The organism is Dietzia sp. IBK-p2-15D, from assembly GCF_057773105.1.
On sequence record NZ_JBYMTK010000010.1, the window covers coordinates 55,564 to 73,106 of the forward strand.

Below are 17,543 nucleotides of genomic sequence, written 5' to 3' on the forward strand. Positions count from 1 at the left end.
TCCTGTTACCTCATCGGCCAATCGGTTCGCTTCAGGCGCACCGAGACGGCATGATCACCACCATGCGCACCAGTCCCATCGCGTCACTCGCGACGATCGCCGTCACCGCCGCCACCCTTCTGGGTGGGGCCGCGACCGCCTCTGCCCAGACGGCTGACCGGACCCTGCCGTCCTTCATCCCGCAGCACCTGATCCCGGCCCACCTGGTCCCCCAGGTGGACGGTCTCGTCTCCCAGGTGCGGGCCGCACTGCCTCCCGAGGCGTGGGCTGCGGTCGGCTCCAGCGAGATGGCCTACCAGGACATCACCGCCCTGGCCGTCGGCGGCGGGTTGCGCGAGGGCATCGTCCGCGAGATCGACGCGTACCGCATCGGCCGCGCGCTCGGGACGCTGGCGCCCAACCCGGAACTCGACCGTGAGGCCCAGGCCTGGGCCGACCGACTCGCCGCCCGCGACGAGGTGGTCCACAACACCGCCCTGATCGGCCGTGGCTACGGGGAGAACATCGTCGCCGCCGGGACCCACTGCGGCGCGACCTGCCTCGTCGACCTGTGGAAGAACTCGCCCGGACACAACGAAAACCTCCTCGATCCCGGGTACCGGTCCGCCGGTATGGGAATCGCCTATTCGAGCGGCGGGAAGGTATTCGTGGTACACAACTTCGCGTACTAGAAGCAGGACCACAGGTTGAAGCACGACCACAAGTAGAAGCACCACCACTGGTAGAAGCCCGACCACTAGTGGAAGCAGCACTCTGACTGAACCACTCGATCCGGCGGCACCGGCGCCCGGGTAGAGCCGAGACGACGGGGGAGACCATGTCCGAACGGATACTGAGAGCACTGAGGCTCAAGACCGATCCGGGGGTGTTCTTCACGACCGTCGGGGTCATCCTTCTCTTCGTCGTGGTGACGTTCTTCGCCGGCGACTGGGTGGGCAGCGTCTTCGGTTCCGCCTCCGGGTGGATCATGACCAACCTCGGCTGGTTCTACATCTTCGGTGTCACCGCGTTCCTCGGCTTCCTCATCTGGATCGCCCTGAGCCGATTCGGCCACGTCCGTCTCGGCGGGGACGACGAGCTCCCCGAGCACTCCACGCTGAGCTGGTTCGGCATGCTGTTCGCCGCGGGCATCGGCACGATCCTCATGTTCTGGGGCGTGGCGGAGCCCATCTCGCACTTCGCGACCCCGCCGCGCGGGGGCGTCGAGCCCGGCAGCCGGGACGCGGCCACCGAGGCGATGGCGTTCACGCTGTACCACTTCGGCCTGCACACCTGGACGATCTTCGCGCTGCCCGCCCTGGCGTTCGCCTACTTCATCTACAAGCGCAAGATGCCGCCGCGGGTGAGCTCGATCTTCGCGCCGCTGCTGGGCGACAAGATCTTCGGCCCGATCGGCAAGACGATCGACATCGTGGCGCTCGTCGGCACCGTGTTCGGTGTGGCCACCTCGGTCGGCCTGGGCACGCTGCAGATCAACGCCGGCCTGGACGAGCTGTTCGGCATCGCCATGTCCCCGGTCGTCCAGGTCCTCGTCATCGTCGTGGTCACCACCATCGCGTGCATCTCCGTGGCCCTGGGCCTGGAGAAGGGCATCAAGCGGCTGTCCAACCTCAACATCGCGGTCGCGGTCGCGCTGCTGATCTTCGTCGTGGCCACCGGGCCGACCCTGTTCCTGCTCAAGGGCACCGTCGAGTCGCTGGGGATCTACCTGTCGACCCTGCCGGAGCTGGCGCTGTGGAACAACGTCTTCCCGGCCAACGACGACCTGGCCTCGTGGCAGAACACGTGGACCGTCTTCTACTGGGCGTGGACCATCACGTGGTCGCCGTTCGTGGGCATCTTCATCGCCCGGATCAGCCGCGGCCGCACGATCCGCCAGTTCGTCTTCGGCGTCCTCGGCCTGCCGGTGGGCTTCTCGGTGCTGTGGTTCGGGATCTTCGGCATGGCCTCGTTCCACATCGAACTCTTCGGTTCCGGTGGCCTCACCGAGGCGGTGGTAGACGACGGCGACATCCCCGGCGCCCTGTTCGCGTTCCTGTCGAACTACCCGCTGGCCACGCTGTTGTCCGGTATCGCGGTGCTGCTCGTCGTCGTCTTCTTCACCACGTCCGTCGACTCGGCGTCGATGGTCGTCGACATGATGGCCTCCGGCCGGGACGACGACTTCGAGCCGACACCGACCCATCAGCGGGTCATCTGGGGCGTGCTCATGGGAGCGGTCGGCGCGACGATCCTCGCCGGTACCGGCGAGGGTGGGCTCACCGCGCTGCAGGAGGTCATCACCGTCGTCGGACTGCCGTTCTTCATCATGGGCTTCGTCATGATGTACAGCCTGGTCCGCGGGATCAGCAACGACATGGGGGAGCGGCCCCCCACGGTCACCAGGCAGTGGCGCCGCGCCTACTCGGCCGAGGAGCTCGAGAAGCACGAGGAGGCGCCCTCGCCCGAGCCGGTGCACCCGCTGTACCACATCCCGGGGGACGGGGAGCAGGACGACGGTGCCCCCCTGTCGGCCGGCGACGACAAGGGGACGGCAACCGAGAAGGACTAGTGGCCGCGGACGTCGAGCATCGTCATGCCCGCGTGCATCTCCCACGCGAGGATCTCGGCGCCGTGGTCGCCGGCGGTGACGCGTCGGCCCCCGGCGGCGGTCATCCGCGCGGCGTCGCCGGTGTCCAGCAGGCCCTCGCCCTCCAGCGTCACCGAGCCCAGGGGCACGTAGAGGTGGACGTAGGGCGCGTCGGGGAGCTGGACGGACCGGCCCGGTGCCAGCCGCGCGGCGTGCAGCGCGGACGAGCGGTCGCGGATCCGGATGGCGGCGCGGTCGGCGTGGGTGGGTAGCCCTCCGGCGACGACGACGAGCTGGTTCTCCAGCTCCGCCGGTTCGATCTCCAGCTGTTCGTAGCCGGGATCCCCACCGGAGGAGTCCGGGACGACCCACATCTGGACGAGGTGGACCGGGTCGGCGGGGGCGGCCTCGGGGCGGACCGGGCCGTCGCGCCAGCCGTCGTTGCGTTCGGAGTGCAGGATCCCCGAGCCGGCGCTCATCCGCTGCGCGAGTCCGGGGTAGATGATCCCGCTGTGTCCCTCGGAGTCCTGGTGCACGAGCGAGCCGGACAGGACCCACGTGACGATCTCCATGTCCCGGTGGCCGTGCGTGTCGAAGCCGGAGCCGGCGGCGATGCGGTCGTCGTTGTTCACCAGCAGGCGGCCGAAGTGCGTGTTCATCGGGTCCTGGTAGTTGCCGAACGAGAACGAGTGGCGGGAGTCCAACCACCCGCCGGCGTCGTGTGAGCGCGACCGGGACCGGTGGATACGGATGTCGGACATGGGCTCTGCGCCCCCTCCCCAGCGGTGGATGACGCATCAACTATAGCACCGGCCGGTGGCGGGATGGCGCTCTCGCGCGTTCGGTGGCGGCGATGGAGGGGGCACTTTAGGGTTCGAAACGACTGTTCGGGCGATCGTTCAGAACGCCCGTCCAGAAAGATTGTTTATCTGTCAGCGGCCCGCCGCCGACGAGCGTAGAGTGACGGGAGTCACACCGACTAGCAGGAGGTTCCACGATGTTGCAGAACGCGCTGGCCGCCACGGTGCGAGTAGGCGTGGCCACGTACAGCGGGGTGGCGCAGATCGTCGTGGACAACACTCTCGGGCGGGTGCTCGACACCAACCCCGACAAGGTCCGGTAGGTCGTCGGGGCCCTTTCTGCTCCGCGGGCGCCCTACTGATCGGCTCCGGGCGTCGCATCCCTGACCTCGCCGACGAGTTCTGCCAGGACGTCCTCCAGGACCAGCAGCCCACGCGGGTCGGGTTCGCCGGGTTCGCGATCGTCGACGACCGCGAGGTGGGCCCGCGCCCGCTGCATCGCCTCCAGGACGTCGTCGAGGGGGGTCTCCGCGGGCACGATCCCCAGTTCGCGGATCCGATCCCGGCGCAGAGGCTGGGACAGGTCGTCGCCGAGGGTGTCCTTGACGTGGACGTAGCCGACGTACGCGCCGCCGCGGCGCACGGGGAACCTCGAGTGCCCCGTCCGCACGCACAGTTGCTGCACGTCTCCGGTGGACCAGTCCTCCTCGATCGAGTCCACCTCCGCGATCGGCCGGAGGACGTCGGCGGCGGTGATGTGATCGAACTCGAGCGCGCCCTCGAGCAGCAGCGTCTCGTCCTCGTCGAGGAGGCCGGAGTCCTCGGCCGCGGCGACCATCCCGTGCATCTGGTCCACCGTGAAAGTGGTCTCCACCTCGGAACGCGGTTCCACCCGCAGTACGTACCTCACCACCGCGTCCGCGGACTTGTTCATCAGCCAGATCGCGGGCAGGAACACCAGCACGAAGACCCGCAGGACCGGGCCGAGCAGGAGGGCCGCGGCCGCGGGCCGGGCGATCGCCATGTTCTTGGGCACCATCTCGCCGAGCACCATGTGCAGGAATGTGACGATGAGCAGGGAGATCACCAGAGCGATCGGGTGGGCGAACCCGGTGGACACGCCCAGCCAGCCCAGCGGCTGCTCGATGAGATGGGCGATGGCGGGTTCGCCGACCGCGCCGATGAGCAGCGAGCAGGCCGTGATGCCGAGCTGCGTGGCCGCCAGCGAGAGCGACACGTTCTCCATGCCGCGCAGCGACCACAGTGCGCGCGTGCTGCCCTCGGCCGCGTGCGGCTCCAGGTTGTCGCGCCGCGCGGAGACCATCGCGAACTCCGCGGCGACGAAGAACCCGTTGCCCAGCAGGAGGGCCACCAGGACCAGTAGCGCGACACCGTCACTCATCCGGATCCACCGCCTCGGGCTCGTCCCGCAGGACGGTGGCGCGCACCCGCTCGGCCCGGTGGGCGCGCAGCGACTCCACCCGCAGGCGCACACGCGCCCGCGTCGGCAGGTCGTCGTCGTCGCGGTTGATGTGGTCGTGCGCGTCCAACTCGGTCTCGTCGCCGACCCGGGGGAGTCGGTCCACCGCCTCGGACAGGAGCCCGGACAGGGTGGACACCGTCTCCACCGGCGGGATCTCCAGTCGCAGGATGGCGCCCAGTTCGTCGGGCCGCATCATCCCGCCCACGAGCACGGTGTCGTCGTCGACCCACTCGTGGGTGCGCGACGCTCGGTCCTGCTCGTCATCGATCTCGCCGACGATCTCCTCCACCAGGTCCTCCAGGGTGACGATCCCCGCGGTCCCGCCGAACTCGTCCACCACCACGGCCATCTGCAGATCGGTCTGACGGAGCAGCCGCATGAGCGGGTCGAGCGTCATCACCTCCGACACCACGGTCGCCTCGGTGGCGATCTCCCGCACCGGCGTCCGGGCGCGCTCGTCGACAGGCACGGCCAACGCCTGCCGGTAGTGGACGACGCCCACCACCTCGTCGACGGTCGCGCCGAGGACGGGGAACCGCGACCGGCCCGTCGCGGCCACCGTGTCGAGCAGGTCCTGCGCGGTGTGGTCACGCAGGAACGTCACCAGCGGACGGGGCACCATCACGTCCGCCGCGCGGTGTTCCCCGAACGAGATCGAGCGGGTCACCAGCTCGGCCGTGTGCGGGTCCATCGCGCCCTGACGGCCCGACCGCGCGGCCGACGCCCGCAGCTCCTCGGGTGACCGTGCCTCGCCGGGTTCCTCCTGCGGGGTGAACCCGAGCAACCGCAGGACGACGTTGGCGGTGGTGTTGAGGCCCGTGACCAGCCAGCCGAACACCGCCATGAAGATCCTCTGGGGGATCACGACCAGCCGCGCGACCCGCATCGGAGCGGCGATGGCCCAGTTCTTGGGGACCAGTTCGCCGAAGACCATCTGGAGGAAGGTGACGACGACGAAGGCCACCGTCATCGCGATGCCGCGGGCCGCCGGCTCGGACATCCCCGACAGGCCGAGGGCGCCGGTGATCAGCTCCCCCACGGAGGGACCGGTGAGGTATCCCGCCAGGAGGCTGCTGACCGTGATGCCCAGCTGGGCCCCCGACAGGTTCGTCGAGGTCCTGGCCAGGGCCCCGTCGAGGGTCGTGGCGATGCGATCGCCCTCCGAGCCGGCCGCGCGGACGTCGTCCCGGTTGACGGTGAGGAACCCGAACTCGACGGCCACGAACAGGGCGTTGGCACTGATGAGCAGTACCAACGCCAACGTGAGGGTCAGGGCGATGGCCATGTCAGGCCCGACTACTGGCCGTCTGCCGTACCGTCCGAGCCGCCCACGGCGTGATCCGGCTGCTCGGGGGTCTGGTACACCTTCTTCTGCTCGGCGCGCTCGGCGGCGCCGTCCCCGCCCGCGCCGGACGTCGCAGCGGAGCTCGCCGCTCCCGCGGAGTCGTGCGGGGTCGCGCCCCCGGCGGCCCGGTCGGTGGCGGACTCGGTGGCGGCGGACTCGGTGGCGGTGTCCGCCTCGTCCCCGCCCCGGGAGGTGCTGCCGTCGCCGGCCCCCGATCCGTCGATGGTGTTGCCGAACGACTCCGGGGGCTCCTCCGGGATGCGCGCGGGGTCGTCGGGTCGGGTCTGGTCGGTCACAATCGCCTCCGCGGTCTCGGTGGTGGACGCCGGGCCCCGGCGCCGGGGTGCTGACGACCCTAGTCCCGTGGGGACCCCTCACGTCGGAATCTCCCGACCGCGTCACCGTGGCTTAGTCTGGTGCGCATGTCGGACAATCCCTTCGGTCGGGTCATCACCGCGATGGTGACCCCCATGCATGACGACGGCTCGATCGATTTCGACGGCCTGCAGCGGCTCGCGGTCCATCTCGCCGATCACGGCCACGACGGACTGCTGGTCAACGGCACGACCGGCGAGTCCGCGACGACCACCGATGACGAGGACTACGACAGCGTGGCCGCCGTCGTCGAGGCCGTCGGCGACCGGGTGAAGGTCATGGCCGGTTGCGGCACCAACGACACCGAGCACTCGATGCGTGCGGCGCGCGAGATGATCGCCCGCGGCGCCGACTCCCTGCTCGTGGTGACGCCGTACTACAACAAGCCCACCCAGCACGGGATCGTCGAGCACTTCCGCATGATCGCCGAGGCGGCCGACCGCCCGATCATGGCCTACGACATCCCCGGCCGCACCGGCACCGCCCTGGCCACGGACACCATCCGGCGGATGGCGGAGATCCCCCGGGTGCGGGCGGTCAAGGACGCCAAGGGCGACCTGTTCGAGGCCAGCCGACTCATGGCGGAGACGGACCTGCTCTGGTTCTCCGGCGACGACGTGCTCAACCTGGCCTTCCTGGCCCTCGGTGCCACCGGCATCGTCTCGGTCGTCGGCCACGTCGCCGGCGACGACTACCGGGCGATGATCGACGCCGTCGACGCCGGTGACCTGCCGCGGGCCCGCGAGATCCACACCCGCCTCATCCCGGCCGTGGACGCGATCATGCACACCTCGCAGGGCGCCATCCAGGTCAAGGCGGCCCTGAAGGAGGCCGGCCTCATCGGCTCGGACCGCCTGCGCATGCCCCTCCTCCAGGGGCCGCCCGAGCACCGGGCCAAGTTGCGCGACGGGCTGGCCGCGGCCGGGCTCGGCTGACCCATCCCGGCCACCGGCCGACCACGGTCACCACTCTGCGGGGGATGACCTCGTCGTCGTCGTGACCCTCGTCATGACCGCTGGAACGCGGCCATCTCCGTGCACCGCCGCCACAGTGCGGCGGCCGTGGTCCGGTCGTGCGAACGGCGACCCGACCGGGCGGGCTTCGGATGCCCGCGCAGGCCCCCGAGGCGATCGGGGCCGACGAACTCGCCACCGGCGAGGCCGGGCACCGTCGCCGCGTACAGCACGGACAGCGCACCCATCTCCGGTGTCAGGCCCGCCCACGTGATGGAGTTGCCCAACTCGAAGAAGCGGTCCTCCAGTGGGTTGCCGCTCTGGCGGATGAGGTCGGTCGCCGTGTAACCGGGATGAGCGGCGACCGACCGCAGCCCGCTGCCGGACCGCTCGAAATGGCGCTGCCATTCGTAGCCCAGCATGATGCACGCCAATTTGGAATCCGCGTACGCCGCCATGGGGCGGTAGCCGCGCACGTCCATGTCGAGATCGTCGGTGTCGAGGCGTCCGCGCAGGTGGGCGAGCGAGCCCAGCCACACGACCCGGTCCGTCAGCATCTGCTCCAGCCCCAGGGTGAGCGCGTGATGTGCCAGCACGTTGACCCCGAACTGCATCTCGTGTCCCTGCGCGGTGCGGGCGTGAGGGATGTTCATCACGCCGGCGTTGTTGATCAGCACGTCGACCGGCGCACCCTCCGCCGCCGTGGCCGCCACGAACGCGTCGACGGAGTCCAGGTCCGCCATGTCGAGCAGGCGCACCTGCGCGCGCTCCCGGTCACCGGCGGGGAGCGTCGCGCGCGCCTCCTGCGCCTTCTCCTCGTTCCTGCAGGCCATGACGACCCGGGCGCCCCGGGCGGTGAGTGCGGCGGTGGTGGCCAGCCCGATCCCGCCGTTGGCGCCCGTGACCACGAAGGTCCGGCCCGTCTGGTCTGGGATGTCGGTGGCGGACCATCTGTGCGCTCGAGTCATGAACATCAGTCAACCAGCCGTGCCTGCGCTGTGGTGGTCCGTCCGTGTGGTAACGCCGGGATATCCTTCGCGATGTCCTTGTGACACACTCGTCGGGTGTGCGAGTCCCACGTGTCACACGTGCCCCCGCGTGCCCCTTCCTCGAGATCCCGGAGTAGCTCCATGACGTTCGACCGCCGAACCTTCCTCCGCCGCGCCGGCATCGGCGCCGCCGGGGCGGGCGCCCTCGCCGCGGGCATCACCCCCGCGGTGGGTGCCCAGTCCTCGATCCCCGCCGGGCTCGGTGCGCTGCCGGGAGCGGGTGTCGGCGTCCCGATCGGCACCCTGCTCGACTACGCCTCCGGCCCGCCGTCGGCGGCGTCGATCCGCGCGGCCGGCCACATGGGCGCCGTGCGGTACTGCTCCAACCGTCGCCCCGGCGCCGAGTGGATGACGGGCAAGCCGCTGCTGCGCCGCGAGGTCGACGACTTCCGCCGCAGTGGCCTCAACATGGTCTCCTGCTACCAGTACGGGCGTGCCGAGACCGCCGACTGGAGGGAAGGCGCCGCGGGCGGCGACCGCCACGCCCCGATCGGGATCCGGATCCACCGCGAGGCCGGCGGGCCGTCCGGCGTGCCGATGTACGTCGCGATCGACGACAACCCCACCCGGTGGCAGTTCGACAACCAGATCCGCCCGTACCTCGAGCGCTGGCGCGCCCAGCTCCACGGCGCGGGGATGGAGCTCGGCGTGTACGCCAACGCCCCCACCATCGACTGGTGCCGTCAGACCGGCCTCGGGCGGTACTTCTGGCAGCACGACTGGGGCTCCGGTGGGCGCCTCAACCCGAGCGCGACGATCCACCAGCTGCCGGTCCGCCAGCAGGTCACCGTCGGCGGGGTCGTGTCCGACCTCAACCGTGTCTACGCGCTCGACTACGGCCAGTGGTGGCCGGTCGACCCGATCGCTCTCGCGCAGTCGGCGCTCGGCAGCTCGATCTGACGCGACGTCCGGCGGGGTCGTCGCCTACCCGACGGTGATCTCGCCCATCGTCCCCCACTCCTCGCCCTCGGCGGTGGTGTTGATGATCCGCGGGGTCCGCTCGAGGTGCCGGGCGGCCGAGCCGGTGAACTCGGCGAAGTGGTCGGAGTTCACGTGCTGGGCGGGGGCGTCGCCCTCCCGGAAGGCCTCGCACAGCAGGAAGGTGTTCGGGGACTCCGGCGACCGGTACCAGTCGAAGAAGAGGTTGCCCGGCTCGGCGCGGGTGGCCTCGGTGAACTCGCGGGTGAACTCGAGCCAGGACTCGGCGAACTCGGGCTTGACGTCGAAACGCACGTTGATGAGGATCATGGCCCCATCCTGCCGCGCGGGGAGCGGGCCGTCGAGGGAGGTGTGACTCGCCCCGACCGCCGGGGCAGGCATACGCTGTATCAGGTGACCATCGAGATGAGCACCGAGAACCCGTGCGTCCCGCGGGCAGAGGCCGACTCCTCCGTCCGCGCTGTCTGGAACCGCCTGTCGCTGGACGCGACCTCGAGCAGGAACGAACCGCTGATCGCGGGACTGGTCCTGGACCTCATCGACGGCTGTGATGACCTCGGCGAATCCCTCGCGCGCCTCGCCGCCTCCCGGGTCGCGACCCCCGAGATCGGTCGGCACGTGCTGGAGAAGGAGATCCGGGCGGTGCTGGTGGAGCATCCCCACGTTCTGGAGGCCGTCGCGGCCGACCTCGTGGTGAGCTTCGAGCGCAACCCCGCGTACCCCAACTACCTGGTGCCCTACCTCTTCGCCAAGGGCTTCCTCGGCCTGCAGGTGCACCGCGTGGCCCACGAGATGTGGAACTCCGGGCGCGTCATGGCGGCGTCGTTCCTGCAGAGCCGGATCTCCGAGGTGTTCGCGATGGACATCCATCCCGCGGCCCGTGTCGGCTCGGGCATCCTCGTCGACCACGCCACCGGGATCGTCGTGGGCGAGACCTGCGTGATCGGCGACGGCGTGTCCATCCTGCAGGGCGTCACCCTCGGCGGCACCGGCAACGAGGACGGCGACCGTCATCCCAAGATCGGCTCCGGCGTGCTGCTGTCCGCGGGATCGATCGTGCTGGGCAATGTCCGGGTGGGCGCCTGCTCCAGGGTGGCCGCGGGATCGGTGGTCCTGCACGAGGTCCCGCCCCACACCACCGTGGCCGGGGTCCCCGCGAAGGTGGTCCGGCGGCACGCCGACTCGCTGGTCCCCGCAGAGCGGATGGACCAGGAGATCGACCCCGAGGGGTAGGACGACACGCCGATGCGGGTCCTGGTGGTCGACGATGAGCCGGCGCTGCGCGAGAGCGTGCGCCGGGGACTCGTCACGGGCGGCTGGGCCGTGGAGACCGCCGCCGACGGTGAGGAGGGCCTCGAGATGGCCTGCGCCGACGACTTCGACGTGGTCGTGCTGGACATCATGATGCCGCGGCGCAGCGGGTACGAGGTCGTCCGCGAGATGAGACGCCGCGAGGTCTGGACCCCGGTGCTCATGCTCACCGCCAAGGACGGCGAATACGACGAGGCCGACGCCTTCGACCTGGGCGCCGACGACTACCTGGTCAAGCCGTTCTCGTTCGTCGTCCTCGAGGCCCGACTCCGGGCTCTGGTGAGGCGGGGGGCGCCGGAGCGCCCGGCGACGTTCGAGGCCGGCGACCTCGTGGTGGACCCGGCCGCGCGGGAGGTCCGCCGCGGAGATACGCGGATCACCGTGACCGCGCGTGAATACGCGGTGCTCGAGTACCTCATCCGCCATCGCAACCAGGTGGTGTCCAAAGTCCAGATCATGCGGGCCGTGTGGGACGCCGCGTACGACGGTGACGACAACATCGTCGAGGTCTACGTCGGCTACCTGCGACGCAAGATCGACGCCCCGTTCGGGGCCCGCGCCATCGAAACCGTCCGCGGGCAGGGCTACCGACTCGTCGACAGCGTCGCGGCGCGCCCCTGAGCCGGGCCACTTCGCCCACTCCTCGCCGGCGTCTGCGCGTGGCCATCCGTCCTGCCACAGCCGCCCGCCGGCGCAGGAGGCGGGACCCTGTGCGGGATGACCGCTCAGGCGGGCCGGGCCGGGCCGGTGGGGATGTCGTCGACGTCGTCGTCCAGTGACTCGACCGGCAGCTCGACCACGAACCTCGCGCCCCCGCCGGGGGCGTCCTCCGCCCGGACCGAGCCGCCGTGGGAGCGGGTGATCTCGGCGACGATCGCCAGACCCAGGCCCGATCCGCCCTTGCCCCGCGCGCGGTCCGCGTCCAGGCGGGCGAAGCGATCGAACACTGAATCCCGTTGATCAGGGGGAACGCCCTCGCCGTCGTCGTCGACACAGACTACCGCGCGCGGCGCCCCGGGGGTCGTGCGGTCGACGGTGAGCCGCAGCGCGATCCGGTCGCGCGCGTGGCGGCGGGCGTTGTCGACGAGGTTGCGCACCACGCGCTGCAGGGCATCGGCGTCGCCCACGAGGCGCGCGGGCTCCACCGAGGCCGCCACCTCGAGCCCGCCGCCGTCGCCGCCGCTGCCGTCGCCGCCGTCGCCTCCGTCGCCTCCGCCGACGAGGCCCCTCAGCCGGGCGGCCTCGGAGAGCACGATGTCGTCGAGGTCCACGTCGTCGCGGCGCAGCGGCCGGCCGCGCTCGTCGTTCTTGGCCAGCAGGAGCAGGTCCTCGACCATCGTGCGCATCCGCTGCACCTCCGGCAGGAGCAGTTCGTCGACGGTCTCCACGTCCACCGGGGTGCCGGAGGTGGAGGACAGCTCGAGCATCGTCGACAGCGTGGACAGCGGGCTGCGCAGTTCGTGCGAGGCGTCACCGACGAACGCGACCTGTGCGGTGCGGGCGGCGTCGAGGCGCGCGAGCATGGCGTTCATCGTCCGGGCCAGGCGGGAGATCTCGTCCTCGGCCTCGGGGACCGGGACCCGCTCGCCACGGCCGGAGGCGGAGATCTCGGCGACGCGGGAGCGGATCGACTCGACCGGCCGCAGCACCCGCCCCATGGCGTAGTGGACGAACACGGCTGTGGCCAGGCCGGCGACGGGGACGAACGCCAGGAACAGCACCGCGCCGGTGGCCAGGAGGGAGTCGTAGCGGTCGGTGTCGGTGGCCACGTCCACGGCGAACGTTCCCCCGCGGACCTCCACGCCGACGGAGGTGAGGCGGAGGTCGGCGCCGTTCGGGGCGTCGAGGTCGCGCTGGATGACCTGACCGGGGGCGGGAGAGGGGAGCGCGGGGACGTTCTCGAGGCCGCGGGTGACCTGACCGGACAGGACGCGGCCGTCGGGCGCGACGACCCGCACCAGGTCCACCCCGGACAGTGGTTCGGAGACCAGCTCGAGGGACGCCTGCGGGCCCCGGGCCGCGAGCCCACCCGCCACTTCGACCGCCCGGGCACGGTCGGCGGAGTCGATCGCGCCGTGCACGGCCGACCGCAGGAGCAGCCACGCACCGCCGGCCGCTGCCGCCAGCACGAGGATGACGATGCCGGTGGCGATCACGGTCGTGGCGACGCGGATGGGCCAGCGGCGGGGGGTCGTGAGGGCCTCGCGGTTCAGTGGCACGTCTCCATTGTGCGGACGCGATCCGGCGCGCGCGGTCGCGGGGAGTGAACGAGAACACGTGTTAGCGTCGGCGGGTGAGAGAATCGCAGCACGACGGCCCGGAGCCCCGCCTGGGGTTGACGTTCAGCCCGAACCCGGACGGGTCGGTGAGCTGGCGCCAGCCGGTCGGCGACCAGTTCATCGACCCGTCGGGGCGTTTCGCCACCGGCGGTCTGGCGGTCCTGGTGGATTCGGGCCTGGGGTCGGAGAACCACCGCCGCCGCCCCGAGGGGATGTGGACGGTCACCACCGAGCTGCGGATGGACCTGCTGGCGCGCCCGCGCGCGGGATCGGCGGGACTGGGCATCCGCACGGACCACCTGGGCGACGACGGTCACTGCCTCACGACGCGCGGCGAGGTCGTCGACGACGACGGCGAGGTGATCGCCTCGGGACTGGTCAAATCCATGGAGATCGCGGGAGCCGTGGACCCGGACGGGTACGACGACGAGCCGCCGTGGCCGTCCAGGCTCGCGCCGGGAACGCTGGCCGAGGTCCTGTGCCTGACGCTGGACGAGCGGGACGACGGCCCGGGCGGAACCCGCGTCGTGGAGGGCGTGATCGCGCCGGAGCCGACGTTGGCCAACCCGCTGGGCAATCTGCACGGCGGCGTGTTCGCGGCGGCCGCGGAGGTCGCCGGGGCGGCGGTGTTCCCGCACGAACGCGAGGTCAGCTCGTCCTCGCTCGACGTGCGGTACGTACGACAGATCCCGCTGGTGCAGCCGGTGACGGTCCGGGCCGAGGTCCTGCACGACGGCCGGAGTTGGGGCATCGCCCAGGTGACGACGAGGGATGAGCGGGGGCGCGTCTGTGCCGTGGCGACGGTCACGGTCTACGGCCACCGGTAGTAGGTGTCACGTCAATCAAGTAGAGTTCTCGTCATCAGCAACCCGCACGACGAGAGGGGACCGTACGTGAAGATCGGCATCATTCTGGGCAGCATCCGCGAGGAGCGTTCCGGGCAGACCGTGGCCGAGTGGGTCGCGCAGGAATCGCAGGCGCGGCAGGACGCCACCTATGAGCTGGTCGACCTCAAGTCGTTCGACGTCCCGCTGCTCACCTCGGCCACGGTGCCGGGCGCGGCGAACAAGCAGTACTCCGACGAGCGGGTGCAGCGCTGGAGTTCGACCATCGACTCCTACGACGCCTTCGTCTTTGTCACCCCCGAGTACAACCACAGTGTCCCGGGCGGCCTGAAGAACGCCTTCGACTCGCTCGGTAGCGAGTGGGCGAACAAGCCCGTCGCCTTTGTCTCCTACGGAGCCGAGGGTGGTGTGCGCGCCGTGGAGCACTGGCGGCAGATAGTGGCCAACTTCCACATGTACGGCGTGCGTCAGCAGATCTCGCTGAGCTTGTTCACCGAGTTCGGCCCCGAGGGCGTGCAGCCCGCGGAGCGCCGCTCCGAGGAGCTGGCGACGCTGTTCGATCAGCTCGAGCAGGCCACCCGCCGCTTCTCCCTGGTGGACGCGAGCGCCTGAGTCGCGGCGCGCTACACAGGCGCAGTAGCCGGACGCAGTAGTTGAGCAAGGAGGCCCGCCCCCGTTTCTTCGGGGGCGGGCCTCGTCGTTCGCTGCGGTGCGTTCGCTGCGGTGCGCTCAGTTCACGGCGGCGAGCGCGGCGTCGTAGTCCGGCTCGGTGGTGATCTCGTCGACGAGCTGCGTGTAGACGACCTTGCCCTCGGCGTCGACCACGACGACCGAGCGGGCCAGCAGGCCCTCCATGGGGCCGTCGATCATCTTGACGCCGTAGGCGGAGGCGAAGTCACTGCGGAAGGTCGAGCCGGCGGTGGCGTTCTCGATGTCCTCGGCGGCGCAGAAGCGCTTGTGCGCGAACGGCAGGTCGGCCGAGATGTTGACGACCTCGGTGTTCTCCAGGCCGGAGGCCTTCTCGTGGAAGGTGCGCACCGACTGGGCGCACACGCCCGTGTCGACGCTGGGGAAGATGTTGAGGATGAGCTTCTTGCCGGCCAGCGACCCGGAGGTCACGGGAGCGAGGTCGGTGCCGACGAGTTCGAACTCCGGAGCGTTCGAGCCGACGGCGGGGAGCTCGCCGGACGTGCTGACGGGGTTGCCCTTGAAATTGGTGGTTGCCATGCGTCCGTTCTACCGGATGGCGGCGGTCGGCGGTGGTCCGGCCGGTTCCGGGGTGGGGCGGCGAATGGCGGGTTCCTCGCTCCCGGTCCCGCCGAACTCCTCATCGGGGGGTCGCCACGTAGACGGCGATCCCGTCGGGGACGCCCTTGACCCCGCCCCACCGGAAGGTCCGCTTGGGGCGGGTCGCCACGCTGTCGGGGTCCAGCCCAGCGCGGGTGGACTCGCTGACGAGGATCTCGCCCGCCCCGGCCTTCTCCGCGAGCCGCGCGGCGACGTTGACGTCCATGCCGAGATAGTCGTCCCCGATCCGGCGCGGGCGCCCGGTGTGGACGCCGACCCGCAACCGCGGACGCCAGCCGGCCACCTCCACGCCGGCGACCCCGTCCAGGCAACCGGCCACCGCGTCCAGCGCCAGCTGGGGAGACGGGAACGTGGCCATCAGTCCGTCGCCGAGACGTTTGACGACGGCGCCACGGTGGGCGAGCACCTCGGGTTCGGTGGCCGCGGCGACCCGTCGGAGGAGCTGCAGCGACTCTTCATCGCCGGCGCGCATCGCCCAGTCGGAGAACCCGACGATGTCGGTGAACACGATGGTCACCTCGCTCCCGCCGCCGGCCCGCCCCGTGCGCTCGAGCACGGCGTGCCACACCTGGAGCCCGCCGAGCGTCACCTCCCGGGACGCGGTGGGCTGCTCGTCGAACAGTCGGCCGGCCACCCGGGCGATCGTCCCCGCGCTGTCGCGGCCGGCGGCCGAGAGCGGGTCGCCGAAACCGGCGTCCCCGGGCAGGGCCCGCCGGGCCCGCCGCAGCAGTTCGACCGACGTGGGATGACGGTTGACGTCTCGTGCGCCCGCCGCGGCGCGGGCCGTCGCCGTCCGCACCCGCTCCCAGTAGAGGTTCGCCATGGTCGTGAAGCCTAGGACGAGGAGGTGGGCGCCGGGGCCGCCTCGCCCGTCTGGTCCACCGCCCGCCACAGGTACCAGGACGCCACCGACCGGTACGGTGCCCAGCCAGCCGAGTGTTCCAGCATCATCGCGGGGGAGGCCTTGTCGTCCAGGCCCAGCACCCGTTCGAATCCCCGCCGCACCCCGACATCGGCCACGGGGAACACGTCGGGTCTGTCCAACAGGAAGATCAGCAGCATCTCCACGGTCCATCGGCCGATCCCGCGGACCGTCGTCAGGGAGCTGATGACCTCGTCGTCGTCGTAGTCCCTCAGTTCCCCCAGGGTGGGGATCCGGCCCCCACGCACCGCGTCGGCGAGGTCCCGCAGGGCGGCCACCTTCGGCCGCGAGATCCCGCACGCCCGCAGTTCCTCGTCGGACAGCGCGGCCACGAGCGCGGGGTCGAGCTGGGCGTCGCTCGTCGCCCGCCCGCGCAGCCGGCCCGCGATCGTCGCCGCGGCCTTGACCGAGAGCTGCTGGGACAGGATCGACGAGGCCAACCGGTCGAAGAGGGTGTGCGGCCCCGTGTCCGGCGTCGGGGTGAGGGTGCACGGACCGACGGCGTCGATGTGCGCGCGCAGGTGCGGGTCGGCCTCGTGGAGGTACCGCACGGCCGTGACCCTGTCGTATCCTTCCGGCATGCGGTGAAGGGTACGCGGGCCGATCGTGACCTCCCCGTGTCACAGGTAACGACCTTCACGCGCAAAGCGATAACCATCTGGTCACGACACTGCTTGGGAGAGGACCGTTATCGTGCGTAGAACTCAGAGGCGTCTCGCCGCCGTCGCGGCCGCCGCCGCTCTCGCGCTGGGCGCCGGAGCGGGCACCGCCTCCGCCGGGTCGGCCGAGGTGCCGTCGGGCGTCGCGCTGTACAGCGGCCTGACGATGCTCGGCTGCCAGAACGTCGGCCAGGAGCTCCTGGCGGTGTGTGGGGACTTCGAGGTCCCCACCGTGGACGATCCCGCGGTGCTCACCGTCAACCCGTTCACCACCGACATCGTCATCCTGGGTGCCGGACTTCTCCCCGACGGCGGCATCCGCCCCGTGCTCGAGGAGCGACTGCGGACCGGATACCGGTTGGCGCAGGCGTACCCGACCGCCCGCATCATCGTCACCGGCGGCGTGCCGCAGAACGGGCGCACCGAGGCGCGCGCGATGGGCGACTGGCTGCGTGGCGCCGGGATCGCGCCGTTCCGGATCACCGAGGAGGGGAACTCCGCCTCCACGGTGCAGAACGCCCAGTTCACCGACCGGATCTTCCGGGAGCGCGGCACCACCGGCGCCGTCGTCGTGACCACCGGCGACCACGTCAAGCGCGCGGTGCTCAACTTCCGCCAGGCCGTGGACGGCCGGATCCCGGTCACCGGCGTGGTCGCGCGGGGCTGATCGAGGTCGCCGCTCCTGTGGTCCTTTCGACCGAGGGTG

20 protein-coding genes are annotated in these 17,543 nt (G+C 70.9%); 10 read left to right on the forward strand and 10 right to left on the reverse strand.

Annotated elements, in window-relative coordinates; all coding sequences use genetic code 11:
* The first annotated feature begins 62 nt into the window (after window positions 1-62).
* Together AC3DEV_RS13355 and AC3DEV_RS13360 are read left to right on the forward strand one after the other, a co-directional pair.
* Window positions 63-671: a CAP domain-containing protein gene (locus AC3DEV_RS13355; protein ID WP_240341356.1), complete on the forward strand. Its 609-nt coding sequence runs from the start codon at window positions 63-65 to the stop codon at window positions 669-671.
* 146 nt (window positions 672-817) lie between these two features.
* Window positions 818-2,551, forward strand: coding sequence for a BCCT family transporter (locus tag AC3DEV_RS13360; RefSeq protein WP_488372428.1), 1,734 nt, complete (start codon window positions 818-820; stop codon window positions 2,549-2,551).
* On the opposite strand, the gene AC3DEV_RS13365 is transcribed toward AC3DEV_RS13360, so the two are convergent.
* Window positions 2,548-3,330 carry a pirin family protein gene (locus AC3DEV_RS13365; protein WP_256821001.1) on the reverse strand — a complete coding sequence of 261 codons (783 nt, stop codon included), beginning with the start codon at window positions 3,328-3,330 and terminating at the stop codon, window positions 2,548-2,550. The genes AC3DEV_RS13360 and AC3DEV_RS13365 overlap by 4 nt on opposite strands.
* Before the next feature lie 236 nt (window positions 3,331-3,566).
* Between AC3DEV_RS13365 and AC3DEV_RS13370 the strand changes: the two genes are divergently transcribed.
* Window positions 3,567-3,692 (forward strand): hypothetical protein, encoded by a 126-nt coding sequence (locus AC3DEV_RS13370; protein ID WP_256385631.1) that lies wholly within the window; start codon window positions 3,567-3,569, stop codon window positions 3,690-3,692.
* A 32-nt stretch (window positions 3,693-3,724) separates the two neighbouring features.
* On the opposite strand, the gene AC3DEV_RS13375 is transcribed toward AC3DEV_RS13370, so the two are convergent.
* From AC3DEV_RS13375 to AC3DEV_RS13385, 3 genes are read right to left on the reverse strand one after another with little or no spacing between them, the layout of a single operon-like run.
* Entirely contained in the window at window positions 3,725-4,771 is a 1,047-nt protein-coding gene (locus AC3DEV_RS13375) for a hemolysin family protein (protein WP_069388501.1), read from the reverse strand.
* A complete protein-coding gene (locus AC3DEV_RS13380; protein ID WP_488372429.1) occupies window positions 4,764-6,137 on the reverse strand; it encodes a hemolysin family protein in 1,374 nt (457 codons plus the stop codon). The genes AC3DEV_RS13375 and AC3DEV_RS13380 overlap by 8 nt, the downstream gene beginning before the upstream one ends.
* Before the next feature lie 11 nt (window positions 6,138-6,148).
* Window positions 6,149-6,493, reverse strand: a complete 345-nt coding sequence (locus AC3DEV_RS13385; RefSeq protein WP_317471092.1) for a hypothetical protein — start codon at window positions 6,491-6,493, stop codon at window positions 6,149-6,151.
* Between the two features lie 126 nt (window positions 6,494-6,619).
* Between AC3DEV_RS13385 and dapA the strand changes: the two genes are divergently transcribed.
* Window positions 6,620-7,507 (forward strand): 4-hydroxy-tetrahydrodipicolinate synthase, encoded by an 888-nt coding sequence (dapA, locus tag AC3DEV_RS13390; RefSeq protein WP_069389590.1) that lies wholly within the window; start codon window positions 6,620-6,622, stop codon window positions 7,505-7,507.
* 71 nt (window positions 7,508-7,578) lie between these two features.
* Here the strand turns inward: dapA and AC3DEV_RS13395 are convergent, their stop codons facing one another.
* Window positions 7,579-8,493, reverse strand: coding sequence for an SDR family NAD(P)-dependent oxidoreductase (locus AC3DEV_RS13395; protein WP_488372430.1), 915 nt, complete (start codon window positions 8,491-8,493; stop codon window positions 7,579-7,581).
* Between the two features lie 162 nt (window positions 8,494-8,655).
* Here AC3DEV_RS13395 and AC3DEV_RS13400 point away from each other — a divergent pair, with 162 nt between their 5' ends.
* Entirely contained in the window at window positions 8,656-9,474 is an 819-nt protein-coding gene (locus AC3DEV_RS13400; protein ID WP_067718943.1) for a DUF1906 domain-containing protein, read from the forward strand.
* 24 nt (window positions 9,475-9,498) lie between these two features.
* Here the strand turns inward: AC3DEV_RS13400 and AC3DEV_RS13405 are convergent, their stop codons facing one another.
* Window positions 9,499-9,822, reverse strand: a complete 324-nt coding sequence (locus tag AC3DEV_RS13405; RefSeq protein ID WP_366222119.1) for a putative quinol monooxygenase — start codon at window positions 9,820-9,822, stop codon at window positions 9,499-9,501.
* Window positions 9,823-9,906: 84 nt separating this feature from the next.
* On the opposite strand from AC3DEV_RS13405, the gene AC3DEV_RS13410 reads away from it, so the two are divergent.
* Window positions 9,907-10,746 (forward strand): serine acetyltransferase domain-containing protein, encoded by an 840-nt coding sequence (locus AC3DEV_RS13410; RefSeq protein WP_082924056.1) that lies wholly within the window; start codon window positions 9,907-9,909, stop codon window positions 10,744-10,746.
* Window positions 10,747-10,758: 12 nt separating this feature from the next.
* A complete protein-coding gene (locus AC3DEV_RS13415; RefSeq protein WP_096906600.1) occupies window positions 10,759-11,445 on the forward strand; it encodes a response regulator transcription factor in 687 nt (228 codons plus the stop codon).
* 104 nt (window positions 11,446-11,549) lie between these two features.
* On the opposite strand, the gene AC3DEV_RS13420 is transcribed toward AC3DEV_RS13415, so the two are convergent.
* Window positions 11,550-13,043: a sensor histidine kinase gene (locus AC3DEV_RS13420; RefSeq protein WP_488372431.1), complete on the reverse strand. Its 1,494-nt coding sequence runs from the start codon at window positions 13,041-13,043 to the stop codon at window positions 11,550-11,552.
* A 74-nt stretch (window positions 13,044-13,117) separates the two neighbouring features.
* Between AC3DEV_RS13420 and AC3DEV_RS13425 the strand changes: the two genes are divergently transcribed.
* Both AC3DEV_RS13425 and AC3DEV_RS13430 read left to right on the forward strand, forming a co-directional pair.
* Entirely contained in the window at window positions 13,118-13,930 is an 813-nt protein-coding gene (locus AC3DEV_RS13425) for a PaaI family thioesterase (RefSeq protein ID WP_488372432.1), read from the forward strand.
* Between the two features lie 66 nt (window positions 13,931-13,996).
* Window positions 13,997-14,560: an NADPH-dependent FMN reductase gene (locus AC3DEV_RS13430; protein WP_067718956.1), complete on the forward strand. Its 564-nt coding sequence runs from the start codon at window positions 13,997-13,999 to the stop codon at window positions 14,558-14,560.
* A gap of 117 nt (window positions 14,561-14,677) precedes the next feature.
* On the opposite strand, the gene tpx is transcribed toward AC3DEV_RS13430, so the two are convergent.
* The 3 genes from tpx to AC3DEV_RS13445 form a co-directional block, all read right to left on the reverse strand.
* The gene (gene tpx / locus AC3DEV_RS13435; RefSeq protein WP_488372433.1) at window positions 14,678-15,175 is read right to left on the reverse strand and encodes a thiol peroxidase; all 498 of its coding nucleotides are present in this window, start codon (window positions 15,173-15,175) and stop codon (window positions 14,678-14,680) included.
* 100 nt (window positions 15,176-15,275) lie between these two features.
* Entirely contained in the window at window positions 15,276-16,079 is an 804-nt protein-coding gene (locus tag AC3DEV_RS13440; RefSeq protein WP_185951521.1) for an adenylate/guanylate cyclase domain-containing protein, read from the reverse strand.
* Between the two features lie 11 nt (window positions 16,080-16,090).
* Complete coding sequence (locus AC3DEV_RS13445) at window positions 16,091-16,759, reverse strand: DNA-3-methyladenine glycosylase family protein (protein ID WP_488372434.1); 669 nt, start codon at window positions 16,757-16,759, stop codon at window positions 16,091-16,093.
* A gap of 112 nt (window positions 16,760-16,871) precedes the next feature.
* On the opposite strand from AC3DEV_RS13445, the gene AC3DEV_RS13450 reads away from it, so the two are divergent.
* A complete protein-coding gene (locus AC3DEV_RS13450) occupies window positions 16,872-17,504 on the forward strand; it encodes a YdcF family protein (protein WP_256820989.1) in 633 nt (210 codons plus the stop codon).
* Window positions 17,505-17,543 lie beyond the last annotated feature (39 nt).